Below are 20,927 nucleotides of genomic sequence, written 5' to 3'. Positions count from 1 at the left end.
TTCATCCTCCTTAACCTTTGATTTCTTCGAATGTGTTGACGTTCTTGTGTGTACCAAATGTCTGGAAGACGTGTTTTTGATAAAGTGGATACACGGTTTGATGAGCAAGTTCATTGATAATCACACTATTTCGGTAAGCACCAAGTCCTAAATCTGGAGCGCCAACACCATGTGTATGAAGCTCTGCATTTTGAACAAAAATATCATTTTCGCCCATTGTATTTGTTTTCAAGCGGTATTCACGTTCAACTTGGAACCGCCCTTGATCGTCCCATTGAATATGATGAGAAATTGGGTTGATAAACGGCGGCAGTACGGATTGATAGCCCGTCGCCAGTACGACAATATCTGTCTCGTGAGTAAAGGAGTCCTCTTTGACCCATTGCGTGCATGAAAGGGACAAACCACCCGCTGTTTCCTCAATCAAGTTGACCTCCGTCATCGCTTGGAGCACTGTGTTCAACTGCTCTCCGCAAGCAGAACGTTCATATAGCAAATGATAAATATCACGAATCATTGCAGAGCTGATACCTTTATAAAGCAAGTCCTGCTGCTTTAACAACGCATCCTTTTTTGTTTGCGGGAGCTCATAAAAGAAATCTATATAATCTGGAGAGAAATATTCAAGACCAAGGTTTGAATATTCCATCGGGAAAAATCCTTTAGAGCGTGTGAACCAGTGAATATCCTTCGCCTCATCATCTGCTAAAATATCATAGAACACTTCTGCCGCACTTTGACCAGAGCCGATGACGGTCACAGATTTCCCTTTGAAACAGCCTTCTTTCTTTCGTTTTAAATAGTCGGCAGAATGAAAAACTTTCTCTCCTAAAGCTGGTTGGAGAGATGCTGGTATCGCCGGCTGTGTACCAATTCCTAAGACGAGATGCTTACTTTCAAACACCTCTACCGTTTGTTCTTTCACATGGCGAACATGCACTTCATATCGCTTTTCTCCTGCTTTTTCGATCAATGAGACAGATTCGACGTTCATGCCAAATCGGCAAGAGTCTAACTGGTCTGCGACCCAGCGGCAATAATGACTATATTCCTTGCGCGGGATATGAAAATCTTCTAGAAAGTAAAATGAATACAAACGGTTTTGTTCCTGTAAATAGTTAAGGAAGCTATATTTACTTTTCACATCTGCCATGCTGACAAGGTCCGCTAAAAAAGGAACTTGTAGTGTCGTTCCCTCAATGAGCATCCCTGGGTGCCAATGAAAGGATTCACTTCTTTCAAAAAACAAAGCGTCAATTTCCTTTACTTCTTCAGATAATGCGGCAAGTCCTAAGTTAAATGGGCCAATGCCGATTCCGATTACATCCACTACATTATTTTGCTTGTTGAACCGCGTCATGGTTATACTTCCTTTCGAATCGTTCTCGATCACAAAACATCAAAAGACCTGTTTTATCGGGTAAATTGACTGGTTTTACACGTTCAAATCCACATTTTTCAAATACATGGATCATTTTTTCATTGCGAATATCCGGCTCAGCAACGATTTTTTCTGTTCGTTTGTTTTGCTCAAACTGAAATGCTGTCATGGCCTGAAGCAGCGGAGTCGCAAAACCTTTTCCCACATAATCCGGCTCCCCTATTAATAGATGGATTCCTTGATCATGCGGAGAAGGCTGATAGTAAGATTCAATGATGTCACCTTTGACGTTGTATGCCTCAAAATAACTCATGGGCGTCCCGTCAATTGTGCCTAAATACAGGGTTTGATGCGGATCATGAATCGCCTGATAAAAATGCTTTTCAAAAGAAGGAAACGGAATATTCAAATGCCAAAATGGGTGAACATACTCCTCTTGCATCCACTTGTGGACAAGCCGTACATCTCTTTCATATTCAGCTCGAATAAAATGAATACGATGCCTCATCCAATCAGCGCCTCCTTATGTAAAAACAGCGGATTCAAGACAGCTGTGTAACGAGACTGTGTTTCCAATGACCCTGTCAGTTCATCCATGTCTTCAAATCGTGTCAGCAAGTTCGCTTTCGAAGGCAGTTCCTTTGAGCGAAGTAGGCTGTTTGTTAGTTCAGATGCACCGTAAGTCTCCTCATGAACGAGTAATGTATCTCTCACAAGTGCGAGCAAGTCTTCTTCTTTCGCCAGACCTTCTGTACCAAAGCCGTTAATGAGACCAAATAAATGATTAAAGAAGAAATAATAGCGCAGCCTCTCAACGGCTACATCATCTGCACAAATGGTTTCACTTCTCACGCTCAGGTTTTGGACAAGATTTGCGAGTTTATCCTTTTTCGATTCACTATAATAGTAGCCTTGGTTGTCACGATAATAGAAGGTGTGCGGGTAACCATCCTTCATTTGCACAACAGCATTTTGCTGATGGGCTTCAAGGACAAGACCGTACGTTTCAAACAGCCAAAGCATCGGTTCTAACGAAATGGTTAAATATTGCTTAAACCAATCCTCGCTCACAGCCTCCGTTGATCGGCCTTCTGCGCCTGCAAGATCATGAATGATCCCTGCTAACCGCGATTTTCCACCATACGCATGATCCTGACATAATCCAGCAATTAAGCTTGCCCCTTTTTCTTGATGTAAAAATGGATTTTGACGAATGACTACTTCAAAGCCAGATTCCGCTTCTTCTCCTTGAATGGATAAATAGGCTGGATCTTCAATGACCCGGAACCCAGAGAATTTATCGTATAAAGAAATGCCCAGTTCAGTTTTTAGAATGCGTGACATCTCTACTCCGCGATCCAGTTCCTTTTGTTTATTGACACGTAAGGAGTTTGTAATTTTCACAGGAACAGAGAATTTGAGCATATAAGCAGAATCCTTTTGATAGACGGTTCTGAAAGAAGAGGTCGCTGTGTATTCAGAACCCATCGGTCCTAAATAAGTCAGTTTTCCTTCCTCTATATAACGGTTGACGAATGCTTTCTCCATAACCACCTTCACTTGAAGCGGGTGAATCGGAATGAGCACATATTCTCCGTTTTCTACTAACGTATTCAGTCTCTCTTTTTCTTCTGGTACTTGGCGCAAGAGCTCTTCTAGCATAAGGCTTGCCGCAGACTGTGTAATTGACGAATCCTGTAGCACAATCGAATGATGCGCTTTAAAGTAATGAAGCTGGAAAGTTCCTTTTAGCTCAGGAGAATAGATCGCTTCCTCCTCTTCTGTCATTCCTTGTCTACTTTTTGGGGTAGGATGCGTTAAATGACCAAGGAGAAGTGACTGCTCTGCCTCGATATACTCAAAATCGGCTTCAGAAAGAGCGGCTCGATCACTTTCTCGCTCCTTTAAGAACCGTTCAATATTTCGGCAGCTTAAAATGATGCGAAGCATGAATTCATCCTCTGCATCTGTACGGCCATATTCAATGAGAAGCTCCTTTGAACATAAAGCAACAAGTGTCGTGTAATCGACAATTGTGCCCTCTTGCTCACTGCCTTGCGGGCGAAAGCGAATCGGAAAATCAAAGAGATGGCGGCCAACAGGTGAAACATATCGCATCGGAATCACAAGCTCAAGATCTTGCTTTACTAGTTTTGCGATGAAGACAAGCGAGCCATCTGCTCTCGTCTCTTTTTTGGCAGATCGATCGATTCCTGTTTCGCGTAAAAAACAGTTTAAAAAGCTTTGCATGGTTGCATTTTCAGCCATTTGTTTATATTGACTCAACGTAGTACCCTCCCGGATTGAATATGAGCAATCCCGATATCAACGATGTCAGAAAGGATTTCCTCAATATGTGTGATTGTCGTTCTCGGATTTAACAAAGTGAATTTTAAGCATGTTTGACCATGGACCACTGTTTTCGCAATGACAGCAGTTCCTGTTTTGAATAGTGTCCGGTGAATGATTTTATTGACGTCATCTGTTTCGTCATCCTTAAATCGGAACACAACTGCATTGATTTCTGGCTCAGGATTGATCACTTCAAGGTGATCATTTCTCTCAATAAGCGCGGCCACATCCTTTGCAAAATGAATGGTATAGTCAATGATCTCTCCAAATCCTTCTTCTCCAATTAGACGAAGAGAGAGAAGTAATTTGAGAGCATCAAACCGGCGCGTCGTTTGCACAGATTTATTGACGAGATGTAGAATACCATCGAGTTCGTCTTCCTTTGGATTAAGATAATCCGCATGATAGTTGATCAAACCAAAATGGCTTTTATCCTTTAGCAAAAATGCTCCGCAGGATATCGGCTGATAAAATTGTTTATGAAAGTCAATCGTGATTGAATCAGCAAGCTCAATACCGTCTAATTTCTTTCGGTAGGTTTCGCTTAATACAAGTGCTCCACCGTAGGCAGCATCTGCGTGAATCCACAGACCGTATGGCTTGACGATGTCATATACCTCTCGAACTGGGTCAATACTGCCAAAATCCGTTGTTCCGCAAGTGGCTACTACCGCAAAAGGCAGCAAGTTCTGCTCCTTCAACTCAACCAGCTTCTTTTTCAAATCATTGATGTCCATTCGGTGATGTTCATCTGTCTCGACTAGTACAACTGCCTGCTCTCCTAAACCTAACTGGGAAGCAGATTTTTTCACAGTGAAGTGAGCATTCTTCGAGCAAAGAATTCTCATGCGGTGAGATTCACTTGGTAAGCCTTTCTGCTGAACATTCCACTGCCATGTGTTTTCACAAAAGGCATCTCTCGCCAGAAGCAACCCCATGTAGTTAGATTGGGTTCCACCGCTTGTAAATGTCCCATCTGCTTGGTCGCCATAAGAAAACTTTGCACATAGCCACTTGAGGATTTCTTCCTCAACCAAAGAAGCAATACCACTTTGATCAAAGGAGTCCATTGATTGGTTAAAGGAACTCACCATCACCTCTGCGGCAAGTGCAGGAATGAGCGGTGGACAATGCAGATGTGCCAAGCATTTAGGATGCGATACATCAATCAAATGCGGTAAAAGATGCTCTTTTATATCTTGAAAGACAGATTCAATAGATTCTCCAGACGGTTGAAATCGGAATAGCGATTCGACACTTGCCGCTAATTTCCCAGGCAATATTCCACTGTAAGGTCCTGTGTCTTTTTGCCATTGATCCAGTAAGCTGTCGATAGATGTATGAAGAGCCGCTTGGAAGGACTCTCTTCCAAGCTGGCTTTGATTTATAAATAATGAATCTACTGGAGCCTTAGTTGATTGCATCGTACACGGCCTCTTTAAAAATAACGATGACTTTTTCAAGCTGTTCTTCTGTCATAATGAGTGGTGGCAAGAATCGAATGACACTTCCAAAACGGCCCCCTGTCTCCACAATTAAGCCTTTGTCGAAGCAGTTCTTTTGAATAAGACTGGCCAGCTCTGGATTCGCTGGATAGCTTCCGTCCACATCCTGTTTCTCATTTGGATCGACTACTTCAACGCCAATCATTAAACCTCTTCCTCGAACATCACCAAGAGCAGGGACTTGTTTTTGGATGTCTTTTAGATGCGCCTGCATACGATCTCCTAACCGTTCTACATGATCAAGCAGGTTGGTTTCTTTGATAAATTTAAGCGTAGCGGTTCCAGCAGCCATCGCCATTTGATTTCCTCTAAATGTCCCAATATGTGCACCTGGATTCCATTGATCTAAATCTTGATCATAAATCACAACTGAAAGCGGCAAGCTTCCACCAATGGCTTTTGACAGCACAATAACGTCAGGTATAATTCCTGCATGTTCAAAGGCAAACATCTTACCTGTTCGGCCAATGCCTGATTGAACCTCATCAATAATGAGCGGAATCCCTTTTTCTTTTGTGATTCTTCTCATTTCCTTCATCCATTCAATCGATGCTGGAATGGAGCCTCCCTCGCCCTGCACTGCTTCAAAGATCATACCTGCTGGCGGAAGAATACCACTTTCAGGATCATTTAATACGCGCTCAATATACGAACTTGAAATGCGGTGCGAATCCTTCCCACCAATTCCAAATGGACAGCGATATTCATATGGGTAAGGCATAAAATGAACATCAGGTATTAACCCTTGCACTCTTTCTTTTGGAGATAAATTCCCGCTTAATGACATCGTGGCATGTGTCGCACCGTGATACGCACCATGGAATGATAGAATGCTTCGATTCCCTGTCGCTGTTTTGACTAATTTAATTGCTGCTTCTATGGCATCACCACCAGTTGGTCCACAAAATTGAATTTTGGCTCTCTTTGCAAACTCTTCTGGTAAGTGAGAAAAAATTTCATTCACAAACTCTTCTTTAATTTCTGAGGTTATGTCCAACGTATGCAACGGTCTTTTTTCATGAAGCATACGTTCAATAGCTTCTATCACAACTGGATGATTGTGACCAAGTGCAAGTGTTCCTGCTCCTGCCAGGCAGTCATAAAACTCTCTGCCATCCGCATCTGTCACGATCATACCTTCGGCTTTTTGCATGGCTAATGGGAACCGTCTCGGGTAAGACCTTGCATTCGATTCTCTTTGACTTTGCTGCTCTAAAAATTGCTGATTTTTAGAAACGGTTTTGATGGACATAATAAAACACTCCTCCAATTGATAAAGATTATCATTTTCATTTACTAGCCTAGAGGATGTGAGATATGAAAGTCAATTGTATTCAAAAAGATGATTCTAAAAGCATATGAATGCTATATTCTCTATTTAATGAGTAATTTCGTGTCATTTTGACAAACCTCTACTGCTATAAGGAGAATAAACGCGTGAGACGGAATAATGTAGAAAAAAATTACAAATCATTCTTCCTGGTTCTTTTGTTCTATTCATGAAAAAGCAATTATTTTATACAGGAAAGTGGATAAAAGTGATGTAGAAAAAGAAAGAAACAAACGTCATTCCACATTGATATAAATGGTTATAATGGTATAATTTCTCTGAAACAAAAGGGAATGGAGAGGAATCTGATGATTGTAACGAAGCATGATCTTCACTACTACTTAGCTCAGGACAAGAAAGCATTAGCCATTAAGCGCAAACAGCCTAAGTGGTTTGGGGATGATATATGGAAATACCAAAGGATTTTACGAAAATATGAATACTATTCTAATAGCGGTGCTACAATTCGCAAATGGCTTTATCGCTATTTACATAAAAAGAAAGGCATGCAGCTTGGCTTTGATATCCCGATTGGTGTTTTCGGGCCCGGCCTTAGAATCAATCATACGGGGCTCTTAATTGTGAACAAACATGCAAAAATTGGGGCATATTGTGATATTCATCAAGGGGTGAATATTGGTCAAAATCATCATGAAAAAGATGTGCCAACCATTGGGGATCATGTATGGATTGGCCCAGGCGCAAAGCTGTTTGGGGATATCTATATTGCAGATCATATTTCAATTGGAGCAAATGCTGTGGTAAACCGTTCCTTTCATGAGGAGAAAATTGTTATTGCGGGTGTGCCGGCGCAAAAGGTAAAAGAAAAAGCCCTTCATCATGAAGGACCCACCTGATAAAAAAGAATGACACCGATTAATATAGAGATGAGCAGCATGAGGTAAAACAAAATCGTTAAAATAAGAATGGTCCAGCCAAGCCCCTTCCTCTCTGTCTTGATCAAATAAATACCGAGAACAATCGTACTAAATAGGACACCTAAAATGGCCCACAACCATTTGTCTTTATCATGCTTTGGCGCATCAAACCATAAATAAATGGCAACAGCCAGCGAAACGAATAGACCCGTTATTCTCAAGATTAAACTCCTCCTTATGTATACGCGTTCTCTATGATGCGTTTGAGTATCCGAAAATCAGAAGCAGGAAATAAAAGACATAGACTATGATCACAATAGAATAGATGATGATAGACACGATCAGAACTGGCCAGCCCAATCCTTTTCTTCCTGTTTTGATGAGGTATATCCCAAATGCAAAGAGCCCAAATAAAAGACCTAAAATAGACCATAACCATTTATTTTTCCCATGTTTTGGTGCATCTATAAATAGATAGATGGCAACTAAAATAGAAACAAACCATCCAGTTATCCAGCCCACATTCATCCGCCACCCTTCTTCTTCAGTTTATTCCATTATATGATACTTTTATCCTGAAAAAATAATAATTCAAAGGATATTGCGCGGGAGGCTTTTCCATTCCTCCCGCAGCATCCCATAGCGCATCGAATCATAATATTCTCCTTGATAGTAACGGACCTTTCGCAGTCTTCCTTCAAGGACAAATCCGCATTTCTCTGCGCATCGCATCATCCGTTCATTTCCCGACCATGTAGTAAGACCAATTCGAGGAATATCAATGTGTGTAAATAACTCATCAGCCCATAGACTTAACGCCTTTGTCCCAACGCCACCGCTCCAAAAGCGCGAATCATAAATGAGAATGCCGCATTCAAGCCACCGTGTACGTTCATTCTCCCAATAATATGACACGGTACCTTTGATCTCGCCGTCTATTTCAATACCATATAACTTTGACGGAATGGATGTATCCTGTAAGTATCGTTTTTTAAATGCAGCAAACGGAATTTCGTGTTCATGAAAATAAGGGGCGTTCCACTCTCGGTAGGACTGGTCTGGTGCTTTGAATTTCAAATGCCATACCAACTCTAAATCAGCTTCGTTTAATGGTCGAATGCTCACAAGCTTTTCCTTTTCTCTTTTCATCTGTTCACGTTCCTTTACTTGGTCGTTCTTTTTGCGAGATGACGGTACTCGATAGGTGTCATGCCTTCGTTTTGCCGAAACAGCTTAGAAAAATACGTAGGGTCGTCAATGCCTACCTGTTCAGCGATCGCTGCGATTTGATCATTCGTTGAGGCAAGCATGCTTTTGGCTTTTTCAACCTTGAGACGATTGATGTATTGGTTTGGCGTGAGTCCATACACCGTCTGCATGCACCTTGTTATGTAATCAGGATGATAGTGCAATTTCTCTGCAAGCTCCTCCATTTGCAGTTTCTTCATAAAGTGACGCTCAAGGTAATGAACCACTTCTGAAGCGACATTCTCCTTTGCACTTGGAATATGAAAGGCTTCTTTTTGTAAATGAATGAGCAGTTCCTCAAACTGAAGCTGTTTTTTCAGCGGCAGTTCAGATGCGTCATCATTTAGGGCCCGCATCTGTGCAAGGTGCTTTTCTAATACATTTCTCCCTTTCACTTTTCCTTTACGGGGCAAGCTAAATTCATAGGTCGCCGGCTTTTCAAAGGTGGCTTGATTTTGTTTCATATCAAACCAGTGTTCTCTCGGCCGATTTGTCAACTCAAAAGGATCAATCGAAAAATGGAGCCACTCATAGTGTGTTTCTTCTTCGCATGGCAAGTGTCCGCCATGCGACAAGCCAGGTGAGAGAATGATATATTCTCCTTCTTTTACGTGATGAGCCTTCCTGTCTTCTGTGATCCATAGCTGCCCTCTTGTGACATAAAGAAGATCAAACACGGTGAAGGTTCTAGAGATATGTCTTTCTCCTTGATCAAATACGCCTTTGCCAGAAGCGATATAAACCGGGAACGGCGGTACAGTAAATGTAATAAATCGATTCATATGCATCCCCTTATGAAGTCGGATTTCTCCAATAAGTTTCGGTTTCATCTCTTCTTATTATAGTCGATGCAGGGTACACTATAAATCGGATTTATACGAAAGGAGGTTGATTGATGAAACCTCAATCACTACCAATTCAACAGACTCAAGCTAAAGGGAAGAAAAACCACCCTTCATTATTTGCATTAACTTGGCCTATTTTTATTGAAATCTCTTTATATATGCTGATGGGAAGCGCTGATACCCTCATGCTTAGCCAATATTCCGATAATAGTGTTGCCGCAGTTGGTGTAAGCAACCAGCTGCTGAATTTATTGATTGTCATGTTCAGTTTCATTACAACTGGAACAACAATTGTGATTGCACAGCTTTTAGGAGCAAGCCGCAGGCAGGAAGCGGCTCAAGTCGCCTATGTCTCACTAGGAACCAATTTCTTGATTAGCTTTGTTATTAGTCTTCTCATGTTTGTATTAGCTGTTCCCATTTTACACCTGATGGGCTTATCAAGTGAGCTCATGCCGGATGCGACTGTATTTTTACAAATTGTCGGGCTGCTTTCTTTTATTCAAGCGCTCATTATGACGTATAGTGCTATTTTAAAAAGCTATGGATATACAAGAGATACGATGTATGTCACTATCGGAATGAACTTGCTAAATGTCGCTGGTAACTATTTGGTGATTTTCGGTCCGTTTGGCTTCCCTATATTAGGTGTCATGGGGGTCGCTTTTTCAACCTCACTCGCTCGATTGATCGGATTAATGGCCATGATCCTCATTGTACGCCGCCGAATTGGATTACGCTTTTCCCTGAAGAAAATGTTTCATATCCAGCGGACATATTTAAAAAAGCTGCTGAAAATTGGCATTCCTTCTGCTGGAGAACAGCTTTCTTATAATGGCTCTCAAATGATCATTACACTGTTTATTACATTTATGGGGACGCAGGCATTAGCTGCAAAGGTTTATACTCAAAATATTATGATGTTCATCATGCTATTTGGTGCAGCCATAAGCCAAGGGACACAAATTTTAATCGGACGCCATATTGGGGCGAAGGAATTCGATGCTGCCTATCACAGATGCATGAAAAGTTTATACTGGGCCATTGGTATCTCCCTTCTTTCTTCTACTGCTTTATCTTTATCATCGACGCATTTGCTTGCTTTCTTTACTAGTAACAGCGAGATCATTCAAACCGCCGCCACACTCCTCCTTTTGACCATTATTTTGGAACCGGGCCGTTCGTTTAATATGGTCATTATTAATTCCTTGCGGGCTGCTGGCGACGCGAAGTTTCCAGTGTATATGGCGATGATTTCAATGTGGGGCATCGGGATTCCGATCGCTTACTTGTTAGGCATTCAATTTGAGATGGGTCTCATTGGGATTTGGATATCTTTTATCGTAGATGAATGGGTAAGAGGCATCTTTATGTATAGGCGGTGGCGTTCAAGGGTTTGGACGGAATATCGCTTTTCTTCCACATAAAAAGGACTGCGGGTGCAGTCCTTTTTTACGTAATATCTTCTAAAATAAGTGCTTTTTCTTGGTTCGAAATAAATGATCGCTCTGTAAATACGCGGTATTCATTTTCTCTTGTTTTATCTAAAATGGCTTTATAAAAGTGAGCAGCTGCTTTCACTGGTATACGTGAATAAAGCGGGAATTCATGAAGATGGTCAAAAAACTCCTCGTAGTATGCCTCTGCTTCAAAGGCAATGTACTCCCATACGTGCTGGAATGCTTGATTGACAATGCCTTCTTGCAATTCTTGCTCTGTATATCCGAATTGATCCATGACTTGCTTTGGCAAATAAATGCGGTCTCTTTCGGCTTTATCCTCGCCGATGTCACGAAGGATATTGGTCAGCTGCATAGCAATCCCTAATGAAATCGCTGCTTCTTTCAGCTGTTCTTTTTTACGCGGTGCAATAATGGGAAGCAGCATAAGTCCAACGGTACTAGCAACATGGTAGGAATAAATGAGCAATTCATCTAACGTTTCATATCGGTGCTGCTCTAAATCCATCTCCTGACCTTGGAGCAAGTCACGGAACGGTGCTTCATCCATACGAAACTCTTGAAAGGTATGTTCTAGCGCTACCCACATCGGATCATTCCGATCTACCTCACCTTGTAAAAATCGATCAAACGTCTCTCGAAAGGAGGCAAGCTCCTCTTTTGGCGAGGGTGATTCATCTACAATATCATCTGCTTTCCGGCAAAAGGAATACACAGCCCAGACAGCCTGCCGTTTCTTTTTAGGCAGCATGGAAAAGGCACGGTAAAACGTTTTGGAATGGGTTTGAATAGTCTCCTCACACAATTTCAATGCTGTTTGTACATCAACCACTTAGTTTCACTTCCTTTCTGTCATTCAAATCTTTTAACAGCACAGACGCCATCAGTTTCGCACTTTGCATCACGATCGGCACTCCGCCACCAGGATGGATGGAAGCACCTACCGCATAAAGATTATCGGTCTCGGCTGCCTTCACTTGCGGGCGGAACACACCTGATTGAAATAAGTTAGGCGCAAGTCCAAAGCTTCCGCCTTCAAACAATCCTTCTCGCAAGGAATCATTTGGTGTTCTGACTTTTTTCCAGACAATCGACTCTCGCAATCTTGGAAAGCCTCTTTTCTCAAGTCGATCCACCATTTGCTCTACAAAATCTGTCTCCTCTTCCCAGTTGATATGATCTCCTGAGGGAACGGGAATCAGCATATATAAAACACTACAGCCTTCCGGAGCAAGAGATGGATCAATGATCGATGGATTAAATGTATAAAACGACGGATCTTGAGGAATCGTCTTCGATTGAAAAACCTCTTTCATATGCTGATCAAAGTCTTCTCCCATAAAAAATTGGTGCACAGGCGCATCATGGTAGATTTTATTGAGCCCGAGATATACCATCACACAGCCTGAAGACGGCACGTATTTACGCCGATCTTGTTCGCCTAAACCAAGTTGTTTTAACGTAGCTGGATAATCCCCGTTGATGACAAAAGCATCAGCTGCTATATGGTCGTCACTGACTTTTGCTTTAACTATGCGTTTCCCCTCAAACTCAAGCTCCGTGACTTCTGCATTTTTTCTCACATACACACCCATTTTCATGAGCTGTCCTTCCAATATATCTACTAAACTCGCATAACCACCTTTTAAATAGTAGATGCCATGCGCGTGCTCACTATATGAAACAAGCGAATAAATAGCAGATGCTTCATATGGATTTCCTCCGACATAGAGGGTTTGAAGTGCATATGCATCTCGCAGGCGTTCGTCTGAGAAATACTTTTTCAAGGCACTTTGAACCGTGCGATACGCCTTTAATTTCATTAAAATCTTCATATTTGCTTTTGTAAAAAATGTTCGCTTTTCATGAAATGATTTCTCTAGAAAGGCTTGCTGCCCTTCTTGAAACCGGTCGGTCATTTCTTCCATAAACTTTAGGAATCCTTGATCTTCGTTTGGAAATACACGTCTGATTTCCTCTAGCTGACGAAGTGCATCGGAGTACTTCGTGTAGGAGGTTCCATCTTGAAATTGGATTGTATACAGCGGATCAAGCTGCAAAAGATCAAGAGATGCTTCGTCAATTCCAACCTCATGTAAAATACCTTTTAACATATCTGGAAGTAGGACAATGGTCGGACCTTCATCTACTTTATATCCTTTCTCACGTACAAAAGCAAGTCTTCCACCAAGTCGCTCGTTTTTTTCGACAAGCGTCACATCATGTCCAGCTTTTTTTAAATAAAGTGCTGAGATCATCCCGCCAATACCGCCACCTGCAATCAATATATGTTTTTTCATGAGGCGCTCCCCTTTTCTTGTTGCGGCAATGTTTTGTGTGTATGTTTCTCTTTTGAAAGAATCGCATTTGTCGTGATACGTGCTGATTCTAAAATGGTCGGCAGTCCGCTTCCTGGATGCGTTCCTCCTCCTACAAGCCAGCAGTGATCCAATTCATCAAATTCATTGTGCGGCCTTAGAACCATCATCTGCGTCAGCTGGTGACCAAGGTTAAATGTGGCTCCTTCGTATACGTAAAGGTCTTCCTCCCATTGCTTCGGTGTGATCATCCGCTCGACTTCTATATGCTGCCTTATATTCTTAAATCCGGTTTTTCGCTCGAGTGTATCCAGTACAAGCTCTCTGAATTCATCTTGATGCGCTTCCCAATCAATGCCACTTTGATTGTTGGCAACGGGTGCCAATACATAAAGAGCTGACTTTCCTTTTGGCGCAAGTGAGTCATCTGTGACACTAGCATTTTGAATATAAATAGATGGATCATCTGGCAGCTCATATGTTTTCGTAATGCCTTTGACGAATTGCGCATAATCATCGGAAAAAACGATGGTATGATGCGGCTCCTCATACATAGTATCTAGTCCTAAATAAAGCATAAAGGTGGAGCATGAGAATTTCTTCTTTTTTAATTTTTTCTCGCTATATTTCTTTAAAAGTCCTGGCTCTACAAGCTTTGTCATCACATGTGCAAAATCTCCATTTACGACAACCTCATCTGCCTGTATTTCTTTTCCAGATTCTAAGCGAATGCCTTTTACTTTCCTGCCTTCTGTCAGCAGTTTTTCGACGCCGGATGACAGATGAATCGTTGCTCCAGCTTCAACCGCTGCTTTTGCCATCGCTTCTGACAGCTGATTGACCCCGCCCTTCGGATGGAACACACCTGTGTCATGCTCCATAAATGATAAAATGGAGAAAGCACCTGGGCACTCCCACGGTGACATGCCTAAATACTTTGATTGGAATGTAAAGGCATATTTCACTGATTCATTTGAGAAATAATCTGACAGCACATCATATAAACTCTTATTCAATGAAAGCTGCGGAAGTGCTTTAAGCACTTTTGGACGCAAATAATGATGAAAACGATCCATTTTACTTTGTAAAATAGGAGTAAGCCGATCCATTTTTCGCTTCGTATCGTTCATAAATCGTATATATCCTTCGCCCTCTCCAGGTGCAAAGGCTTCTAACCGTCTATACATTTCATCACGATCTCGTATCATATCTAGCTGATCGTCTTGGAAAATCAATCTATACATTTCTTTTAATTCAATCACATCAATATAGTCATAAAGATTTTTACCAGCAAAGGTGAACAGTTCCTCTGCAATATGAATCATGCTGAGAAAGGTAGGACCCGTATCAAACGTGAAATCACCCAGTTGAAACTTAGAGTTACGTCCGCCAACAAAGGGTTGTTTTTCGTAAACATGAACATCATGTCCTTTGCTTTGAAGCATCATAGCTGCCGCAAGTCCCCCTGGTCCTGCTCCGATCACAATGATTTTCATTATCCTTTTTCCTCCAAATTAATTCACTTTAAGTTAATTATACAAATTAGAAAGATTAGATCAACTTTCGATGTGCTCTTTTCGTCTCATGTTATGTATCAAAAAAGCCGGCTTCCCTTCAACAAATGTAAGAAAGCCGACCCTTTATTACGCTTCTATATCAATTCGATACGTCTCAAACCAATGATGAATTTGCGCCAGATGAGCGATTAATTGCGGGCCCTTCATGAGCTGACCATACCAAGGGACTTGAAAGGAAGCTCCTTCCGTTTCAATCAACTGCTTTAATTGATTCGGATCTAGAAATTCGTGAAGGACAGAATCTTTTTGCGCAAGACAATCTGTTAACATCTCTTTCACAGCATGGGTATAGGCTGGATGATGTGTTTTCGGATAAGGACTCTTCTTGCGATAAAGCACTTCATCCGGTAAAATTCCCTCTAATGCTTTCCGTAAAACCCCTTTTTCACGATTTCCATACATTTTCATTTCCCAAGGAATATTCCATACATATTCGACAAGGCGATGGTCCGCAAATGGCACACGTACCTCAAGGCTCGCACCCATACTCATTCGGTCTTTTCGATCTAGCAACGTTGTCATAAACCAGACCATATTTAAGTAAAAAAGTTCTCTCCGGGCTTTATCTACTCCAGTTTCTCCATCTAAAAGAGGTGTTTCAGCCACGGTTTCTTCATACTTGCTTTGTGCATATTCTTTTAGTGACAGCTTTTTTTGCCACGAGTCTTGTAAGAGCTGCGTTCTAGCTTCCGTCGATCTCATCCAAGGAAAACCATTCGTTTCATTTGCAGAATGGAACCAAGGATAACCTCCAAAAATTTCATCCGCACATTCACCTGACAAACCGACCACAAAGTCCTTTTTAATTTCACGGCAGAACCAAAGCAAGGAAGAATCAATATCTGCCATACCCGGTAAGTCTCGGACCTCAACCGCTTCCTTTAAATAAGCAGCCAACTCCTTTTGTCCAATGATGCAGTTGTGATGATTCGTTTGAAACGCCTTGGTCATGCGGTCAATCCATGGACCGTCCGCATTCGGCTGGAAATGACTTGCTTCAAAAAATTGATCATTCCCTTCATAGTCAACGGAATACGTATGAAGTGGTGCTTTCCCTATTTTCTCAAAGTGCTTAGCGGCAATGGCGGTAATAGCACTCGAATCGACGCCACCCGATAAAAATGTACAAACAGGCACATCAGAGACGAGCTGCCTTGTGACGGCATCTGTAAAGAGGTCCTTGACGTTCTGTGCGGTGTCATCAAGTGAGTCCGTATGCACCCTGCTTTTGACATTCCAGTATCTCCACACACGCAATCCGTCTTTTGAAAAGGTCAAGGCATGAGCAGGTCTCAGCTCTTTTACCCCTTTAAACACTCCTTGCCCTGGTGTTCTAGACGGTCCTAAACCAAAAATCTCCGATAATCCCTCATGATCGACTTTTGCTTTCATATCAGGGTGAGCAAGAAGCGCTTTGATTTCTGAACCAAATAAAAAGGAATGATGACGTTCTGTATAGAAAAATGGCTTGACGCCGAGCCGGTCTCTCCCTGCAAATAATAATTCACGCTCACTATCCCAAATGACAAATGCAAAAATACCATTAAAATGGGTCACACACTCTTCCTTCCATTCTGTGTAGGCGTGAAGAAGCACCTCTGTATCAGAATGCCCAAGAAAGCGGTGGCCCCTTTTTAACAATTCTTTTCTTATATCCTCTGTGTTATAGAGCTCTCCATTGTATACAACGGTATAAGCATGGTTTTGATGTGTATATGTCATCGGCTGTTTTCCGCCTTCTACATCTACAACCGCTAACCTTTTATGCCCAAATAAAACGTGCTCACTTTTCCACGTATTTGTATCGTCTGGCCCTCTTTTAGATAATGTATCTGTCATTTGATTGATTACATGATCCTGTTGGATGAGCTGCTTTTTAAAGTCTGCCCAGCCTGTTATTCCACACATCATCATCAGCTCCCATCCGTTTTTCCATAAGTGATCTCATTCAACCTTTCTTAGTTTATGCATCGTCTCCTTGATAGTTGATTTGTCCTTTTTTAACGGGCGTATAGGACAAGCATGATTTGGTAAGAAAAGAAAGAGGAAAGGAGCGTCTGCAAATGGAAAAACGAATGAATCAGCTTGAACGCTGCGACCGAAGATGGTGCAACGGATATTTACTCATTGAAAACGGGCATTGTCTGATTGAAGATGAAGAAGGAGACATCATGCTACCAGAAAGTCTTCAAAGCACGATGATCTGTTTAAAGGAAAATGATAGATGGACAAAAGGTGAACTGCTCGGTTCCATGATACTTCATGAAAATGGAGAGCTGTTAGACATACAAGGCGGTGAAGAGATTCAATATACGGCATCACTTGCCAAAGGCTTGCTTGACCTTCTCATGTTTGTTCCTGAAAACGTCTTTTATGACATCATTGCACAGATCGAGCAGCTTGGCTTTTCTGTCTACGATTGTGTTTTCTCCTCCTTTCATTCTTTTCAACAAGTTTCTTTCTTTCAGTTTTCGACAGATACACAATCACTTGCCCTTCAATGTCACCACGATTTCGCTTTGGGACAAATTCGTTTTGAATGGACCACTTCTGATGGTCACCGTTCAGTTTCGCAGTTTGATGGCATATAAAAAGGACACTGCTTCGTATAAGCAATGTCCTTTTTCCATTAAAAGATATGGAAACCAATCGGCAGACGTAAACCGAGAAGAATGGTCACAATCGCGAATATGATAAAACCAATCAATACACCAGTCACCGATTTTCCTTTTTTCTTGCGTACAAGTGTCATTTCCATGAAGCCGATCACTAGGATACCGAGAATCATTTTACCGATATACTCGCCACCGAAACCTGGAATCTTCATTCCTGTGCGAACATACAGCTCTACGCCTGTGGCGATAATGATTAAGTACAATAATCTGACAATCATGTGCACAATTTTAGCACCTTTGTCGTTTTTACCAGCTAGAGCAAAGGCCACGAAGAATAAGATAATTCCTAGCACCCATGCTGTAATATGTAAATGCGTTCCCATTCGTTATTTCCCCCTTTATCAGAACAATTACCTTCTCATCGTACCACGAAATAAGTCGAACACAAAGCGACAATCCTGTGTCATCTTACTCTTTATTTGACGCGATTTGATAGCGTTCCAATCGGTTCAATCGTAATGTCGATTTGGTCCCCTGAAGCTAAGAATTTAGGCGGTTCAAAGCCTTTGCCAACCCCAGAAGGTGTTCCCGTTGCAATGATGTCACCAGCTTCTAGTGTCATCCCTTTTGAAAGAGTAGACACAATGTTCTCGATGGAGAAAATCATTAATTCTGTACTTGCAGACTGGCGAACTTCTCCGTTCACCTTTGTTTCCACATGAAGCGCACCGTGATCCTCAATCACTGATTTATGCACAATATAAGGTCCTATCGGGCAGGTTGTATCTAAGCTTTTACCTATGAAAAATTGTTTGTGTTTTTTCTGTAAATCTCTTGCCGTTACGTCATTTAAAATGGTGTAACCAAATAGATAATCGCGGACATCTTCAGGTGCAATATTCTTCCCTGTTTTGCCGATCACGATCGCAAGCTCCCCTTCATAATCTAGTTCACTCGTCACATCTTCATGAAGGAGGATATCCGCTTCATGTCCAATGACTGAAGTAGGTGCCTTCGTAAAGATCATCACATCTTTAGGAATATCCGCTGCACTTCCCATTTCCATGACATGATCTTGATAATTCTTTCCAACACACATAATATTTTTAGCTGGCTTTGGAATTGGCGCATGGAGTTTCACGTCCGACAGCGGATAAACATAAGAACCACGGTCTTCTTGTTTTTTCTCAGCCCAGTCAAGGAGTTGTTTGACATGCTCAACAAACTTGTCTCCCATATGAATACATTCAGCTAAAGAGTTTGGCAATGTCTCAAGCTCGAATAATTTGGCTTCTGCCTTTTTGACATCCATAACCCATTCATCATCAATGACTACCCAAATAAACATTCTGCTATGTATCTCTCCTGTAAAAAACTTCATGTCTTCCCCTCACAATCTTCATTTCGCTAAGTGGTGATGTCTCATTTTATTTCTCTATCAAATAAAAAAAACCCTTTTTTATCATACTCTCTTTTAAAAAGGGTTTCAAAAAAGATGATCTGATGTTTAGCGGTAGCGGCGATACTCCCACATGTTCCCCTGATCCCATTTGCGGTCAACATTTCTACTTCTACGGGAATGATGATTTTTCTTTCCACATCTTTTGCAAGAATAACTGCGGTGCGACTTGCGGCTCTTCTTATGATGCGATCTGTGCTTGCTGCGATGTGACTTGCGACAGCTCTTCTTATGATGCGATCTGCATTTGCTGCGGTGTGACTTACGGCAGCTTTTCTTATGATGGGATCTGTGCTTGCTGCGGCATGATTTTTTCGGCTCACTTTTTTTGCTTCTGCAAGATTTCTTGCTTTTGCACGACTTTTTACTTTTGCATGGTTTCTCACTTTTCACGCTTTTCTTTGAACAGCGGCTTTTTTTCGAACGATAGCTCTTATAGCTTTTTTTGCTGCGATGTGATTTACGGCATCCTCCTCCACCAAAGAACCAATGACGGCGATTTGAATGGCGAGAACGTGCTGACTTGTGCGAGCGTCTCGATTCTGGTTCACGATCTAAGTGATGATCACGTCCTTCACTTCGAAGTGAATCCACTGCATGTTCAATATGTGAATGATCAAATGTGCTCACGAACGATTCCCCTCCCAGTCTATACTTTGACAAAACAAACAGATCAAGCTGTTTATCTTCTCTGCTTTATGTTACGAGACTTGGTAGACAACTGTTCTTGGCGGATGTCCCTTTCTTTTAAAACTCCATGAATACCTAACAAACGGGTACAGGACATTCCTTCATTTTCATATCGTAAAGAAGAACATAGGAGGAGGATGAACGCATGACCACAGAACCTTTAAAGCAAATGGATATTTGGATTCATCCAAAGGACCTGATTGAATTAAGAAAAGACATATGGAACGACGAACCTGTTGAGGGCATTTTGAAAACTGGTCAGATCAAATCACACATTTACGCTTCATACCGGGGATCTCACATCAGAAAGCTGAAAAAAAAGTCCTATCAAATTGAATATCGAAAGCCAAAGCAAAGACAAGGCGAATCTATCTTTCATTTAAATGCAGAATACAATGACCCTTCATTTATCCGAAACAGACTGTCCTTTTATTTCTTTGAGCAGATAGGAGTGCTAAGCCCTGCTGCGTCTCATGTGTTTCTCACGATAAACGGAAGAAAAGAAGGCATTTATTTAAAAATAGAATCCGTCGATGAGCACTTTTTTCAAAAAAGACAGCTTTCAGGAGGCGGCATTTATTATGCAGTCGATGACGACGCCAATTTTTCCCTTTTGAGTTCATTTGATAAAAAGCCAAAAAAACACCTTCTCCTCGGGTATGAGAAAAAAACAGGGACTTCTCAACATGATCAGCAGCTAAGTGAATTTATTTACTTTCTCAACACAGCGAAAGATGACATATTTGCAGAAAAGATTGAACATTACCTAGATGTGACCCAGTATTTCCGCTGGCTCATTGGTGTCGTGTGCACACAAAACTTTGACGGCTTTGTCCATAACTACGCTCTTTATGTGAATGAACAAGGCAGATTCCAAGTGCTTCCTTGGGATTATGATGCGACATGGGGCCGTGACATCCATGGAGAAGAAATGGCGTTTGATTATATTCCAGTAAGCGGCTTTAATACGTTAACTGCGAGATTACTAGATATCCCTTCATTTAAGAAAGCCTATTACACGCTTTTCCAGCACGTACTCGATACACATTTTTTAGCAGACCAGCTTTGTCCAGTGATTGAGAAATGGCATGCTTCTATTGAGAAGCGAATTGGAAATGATCCTTATACAAGAGACCGCAAAGACATCTTACAATCAGAACGAGAAATCATCCGTCAATATATCAACAAAAGGCGACGTTATTTACAGGCTGAAATAAGAAAAGAGAGAGAGGGAACGTAAGGACGCTTTCGAATTTTGTCACTTTATTA

20 protein-coding genes are annotated in these 20,927 nt (G+C 41.5%); 4 read left to right on the top strand and 16 right to left on the bottom strand.

Annotated elements, in window-relative coordinates; all coding sequences use genetic code 11:
• Positions 1–10: 10 nt before the first annotated feature.
• The 5 genes from NKR21_RS05565 to NKR21_RS05545 are packed head-to-tail and all read right to left on the bottom strand — an operon-like array spanning position 11 to position 6,490.
• Positions 11–1,360: a lysine N(6)-hydroxylase/L-ornithine N(5)-oxygenase family protein gene (locus NKR21_RS05565; RefSeq protein WP_012009522.1), complete on the bottom strand. Its 1,350-nt coding sequence runs from the start codon at positions 1,358–1,360 to the stop codon at positions 11–13.
• Entirely contained in the window at positions 1,335–1,889 is a 555-nt protein-coding gene (locus tag NKR21_RS05560) for a GNAT family N-acetyltransferase (RefSeq protein ID WP_088002104.1), read from the bottom strand. The genes NKR21_RS05565 and NKR21_RS05560 overlap by 26 nt, the downstream gene beginning before the upstream one ends.
• Positions 1,886–3,667 carry an IucA/IucC family protein gene (locus NKR21_RS05555; RefSeq protein ID WP_144456081.1) on the bottom strand — a complete coding sequence of 594 codons (1,782 nt, stop codon included), beginning with the start codon at positions 3,665–3,667 and terminating at the stop codon, positions 1,886–1,888. The genes NKR21_RS05560 and NKR21_RS05555 overlap by 4 nt, the downstream gene beginning before the upstream one ends.
• Positions 3,664–5,157, bottom strand: a complete 1,494-nt coding sequence (locus tag NKR21_RS05550) for a pyridoxal phosphate-dependent decarboxylase family protein (RefSeq protein WP_144456083.1) — start codon at positions 5,155–5,157, stop codon at positions 3,664–3,666. The genes NKR21_RS05555 and NKR21_RS05550 overlap by 4 nt, the downstream gene beginning before the upstream one ends.
• Positions 5,144–6,490 carry an aspartate aminotransferase family protein gene (locus NKR21_RS05545; protein WP_144456085.1) on the bottom strand — a complete coding sequence of 449 codons (1,347 nt, stop codon included), beginning with the start codon at positions 6,488–6,490 and terminating at the stop codon, positions 5,144–5,146. Before NKR21_RS05545 ends, NKR21_RS05550 begins: the two co-directional genes overlap by 14 nt.
• Before the next feature lie 386 nt (positions 6,491–6,876).
• Between NKR21_RS05545 and NKR21_RS05540 the strand changes: the two genes are divergently transcribed.
• A complete protein-coding gene (locus NKR21_RS05540) occupies positions 6,877–7,425 on the top strand; it encodes a serine O-acetyltransferase (RefSeq protein WP_088002112.1) in 549 nt (182 codons plus the stop codon).
• Here the strand turns inward: NKR21_RS05540 and NKR21_RS05535 are convergent.
• The 4 genes from NKR21_RS05535 to NKR21_RS05520 form a co-directional block, all read right to left on the bottom strand.
• Positions 7,407–7,667 carry a hypothetical protein gene (locus tag NKR21_RS05535; RefSeq protein WP_088002114.1) on the bottom strand — a complete coding sequence of 87 codons (261 nt, stop codon included), beginning with the start codon at positions 7,665–7,667 and terminating at the stop codon, positions 7,407–7,409. The two genes, NKR21_RS05540 and NKR21_RS05535, sit on opposite strands and share 19 nt — an antisense overlap.
• A 31-nt stretch (positions 7,668–7,698) precedes the next feature.
• Positions 7,699–7,974, bottom strand: a complete 276-nt coding sequence (locus NKR21_RS05530) for a hypothetical protein (RefSeq protein WP_012009515.1) — start codon at positions 7,972–7,974, stop codon at positions 7,699–7,701.
• A 63-nt stretch (positions 7,975–8,037) separates the two neighbouring features.
• Positions 8,038–8,595, bottom strand: coding sequence for a GNAT family N-acetyltransferase (locus tag NKR21_RS05525; RefSeq protein WP_012009514.1), 558 nt, complete (start codon positions 8,593–8,595; stop codon positions 8,038–8,040).
• 14 nt (positions 8,596–8,609) lie between these two features.
• Positions 8,610–9,476, bottom strand: coding sequence for an AraC family transcriptional regulator (locus NKR21_RS05520; protein ID WP_144456087.1), 867 nt, complete (start codon positions 9,474–9,476; stop codon positions 8,610–8,612).
• Positions 9,477–9,589: 113 nt separating this feature from the next.
• On the opposite strand from NKR21_RS05520, the gene NKR21_RS05515 reads away from it, so the two are divergent.
• Positions 9,590–10,966: an MATE family efflux transporter gene (locus tag NKR21_RS05515; protein ID WP_088002120.1), complete on the top strand. Its 1,377-nt coding sequence runs from the start codon at positions 9,590–9,592 to the stop codon at positions 10,964–10,966.
• Between the two features lie 25 nt (positions 10,967–10,991).
• On the opposite strand, the gene NKR21_RS05510 is transcribed toward NKR21_RS05515, so the two are convergent.
• The 4 genes from NKR21_RS05510 to asnB form a co-directional block, all read right to left on the bottom strand.
• A complete protein-coding gene (locus tag NKR21_RS05510; protein ID WP_012009511.1) occupies positions 10,992–11,831 on the bottom strand; it encodes a phytoene/squalene synthase family protein in 840 nt (279 codons plus the stop codon).
• The gene (locus NKR21_RS05505) at positions 11,824–13,299 is read right to left on the bottom strand and encodes a phytoene desaturase family protein (protein WP_144456089.1); all 1,476 of its coding nucleotides are present in this window, start codon (positions 13,297–13,299) and stop codon (positions 11,824–11,826) included. The genes NKR21_RS05510 and NKR21_RS05505 overlap by 8 nt, the downstream gene beginning before the upstream one ends.
• On the bottom strand, positions 13,296–14,813 hold the full coding sequence (locus tag NKR21_RS05500; protein WP_144456091.1) for a phytoene desaturase family protein: 1,518 nt from the start codon (positions 14,811–14,813) through the stop codon (positions 13,296–13,298). Before NKR21_RS05500 ends, NKR21_RS05505 begins: the two co-directional genes overlap by 4 nt.
• Positions 14,814–14,960: 147 nt before the next feature.
• Positions 14,961–16,802, bottom strand: coding sequence for an asparagine synthase (glutamine-hydrolyzing) (asnB, locus tag NKR21_RS05495; protein ID WP_144456093.1), 1,842 nt, complete (start codon positions 16,800–16,802; stop codon positions 14,961–14,963).
• Positions 16,803–16,957: 155 nt separating this feature from the next.
• Between asnB and NKR21_RS05490 the strand changes: the two genes are divergently transcribed.
• Positions 16,958–17,485, top strand: coding sequence for a DUF2777 domain-containing protein (locus tag NKR21_RS05490; RefSeq protein WP_012009508.1), 528 nt, complete (start codon positions 16,958–16,960; stop codon positions 17,483–17,485).
• Between the two features lie 38 nt (positions 17,486–17,523).
• On the opposite strand, the gene NKR21_RS05485 is transcribed toward NKR21_RS05490, so the two are convergent.
• The 3 genes from NKR21_RS05485 to NKR21_RS05475 form a co-directional block, all read right to left on the bottom strand.
• Complete coding sequence (locus tag NKR21_RS05485) at positions 17,524–17,892, bottom strand: YisL family protein (RefSeq protein WP_012009507.1); 369 nt, start codon at positions 17,890–17,892, stop codon at positions 17,524–17,526.
• A gap of 92 nt (positions 17,893–17,984) precedes the next feature.
• The gene (locus tag NKR21_RS05480) at positions 17,985–18,890 is read right to left on the bottom strand and encodes a fumarylacetoacetate hydrolase family protein (RefSeq protein WP_144456095.1); all 906 of its coding nucleotides are present in this window, start codon (positions 18,888–18,890) and stop codon (positions 17,985–17,987) included.
• A gap of 41 nt (positions 18,891–18,931) precedes the next feature.
• Complete coding sequence (locus tag NKR21_RS05475; RefSeq protein WP_041815381.1) at positions 18,932–19,354, bottom strand: hypothetical protein; 423 nt, start codon at positions 19,352–19,354, stop codon at positions 18,932–18,934.
• Between the two features lie 449 nt (positions 19,355–19,803).
• Between NKR21_RS05475 and NKR21_RS05470 the strand changes: the two genes are divergently transcribed.
• Positions 19,804–20,898 (top strand): CotH kinase family protein, encoded by a 1,095-nt coding sequence (locus NKR21_RS05470; RefSeq protein ID WP_012009504.1) that lies wholly within the window; start codon positions 19,804–19,806, stop codon positions 20,896–20,898.
• Positions 20,899–20,927: the final 29 nt, after the last annotated feature.

This window comes from Bacillus sp. 1735sda2 (assembly GCF_024159245.1).
GTDB classification, from domain to species: Bacteria; Bacillota; Bacilli; order Bacillales; family Bacillaceae; genus Bacillus; species Bacillus pumilus_O.
Note: the sequence above shows the minus strand (reverse complement) of the source record. Positions and strands in the feature narration are given on the sequence as shown.

What these genes read in the sequence shown, in the direction of transcription:
- NKR21_RS05480 (WP_144456095.1), bottom strand. Translation starts at nt 18,890, where the DNA reads ATGAAGTTTTTTACAGGAGAGATACATAGCAGAATGTTTATTTGGGTA.
- NKR21_RS05490 (WP_012009508.1), top strand. Translation starts at nt 16,958, where the DNA reads ATGGAAAAACGAATGAATCAGCTTGAACGCTGCGACCGAAGATGGTGC.
- NKR21_RS05565 (WP_012009522.1), bottom strand. Translation starts at nt 1,360, where the DNA reads ATGACGCGGTTCAACAAGCAAAATAATGTAGTGGATGTAATCGGAATC.
- NKR21_RS05530 (WP_012009515.1), bottom strand. Translation starts at nt 7,974, where the DNA reads ATGAATGTGGGCTGGATAACTGGATGGTTTGTTTCTATTTTAGTTGCC.
- NKR21_RS05485 (WP_012009507.1), bottom strand. Translation starts at nt 17,892, where the DNA reads ATGGGAACGCATTTACATATTACAGCATGGGTGCTAGGAATTATCTTA.
- NKR21_RS05545 (WP_144456085.1), bottom strand. Translation starts at nt 6,490, where the DNA reads ATGTCCATCAAAACCGTTTCTAAAAATCAGCAATTTTTAGAGCAGCAA.
- asnB (WP_144456093.1), bottom strand. Translation starts at nt 16,802, where the DNA reads ATGTGTGGAATAACAGGCTGGGCAGACTTTAAAAAGCAGCTCATCCAA.
- NKR21_RS05500 (WP_144456091.1), bottom strand. Translation starts at nt 14,813, where the DNA reads ATGAAAATCATTGTGATCGGAGCAGGACCAGGGGGACTTGCGGCAGCT.
- NKR21_RS05520 (WP_144456087.1), bottom strand. Translation starts at nt 9,476, where the DNA reads ATGAATCGATTTATTACATTTACTGTACCGCCGTTCCCGGTTTATATC.
- NKR21_RS05470 (WP_012009504.1), top strand. Translation starts at nt 19,804, where the DNA reads ATGACCACAGAACCTTTAAAGCAAATGGATATTTGGATTCATCCAAAG.
- NKR21_RS05505 (WP_144456089.1), bottom strand. Translation starts at nt 13,299, where the DNA reads ATGAAAAAACATATATTGATTGCAGGTGGCGGTATTGGCGGGATGATC.
- NKR21_RS05560 (WP_088002104.1), bottom strand. Translation starts at nt 1,889, where the DNA reads ATGAGGCATCGTATTCATTTTATTCGAGCTGAATATGAAAGAGATGTA.
- NKR21_RS05540 (WP_088002112.1), top strand. Translation starts at nt 6,877, where the DNA reads ATGATTGTAACGAAGCATGATCTTCACTACTACTTAGCTCAGGACAAG.
- NKR21_RS05550 (WP_144456083.1), bottom strand. Translation starts at nt 5,157, where the DNA reads ATGCAATCAACTAAGGCTCCAGTAGATTCATTATTTATAAATCAAAGC.
- NKR21_RS05515 (WP_088002120.1), top strand. Translation starts at nt 9,590, where the DNA reads ATGAAACCTCAATCACTACCAATTCAACAGACTCAAGCTAAAGGGAAG.
- NKR21_RS05525 (WP_012009514.1), bottom strand. Translation starts at nt 8,595, where the DNA reads ATGAAAAGAGAAAAGGAAAAGCTTGTGAGCATTCGACCATTAAACGAA.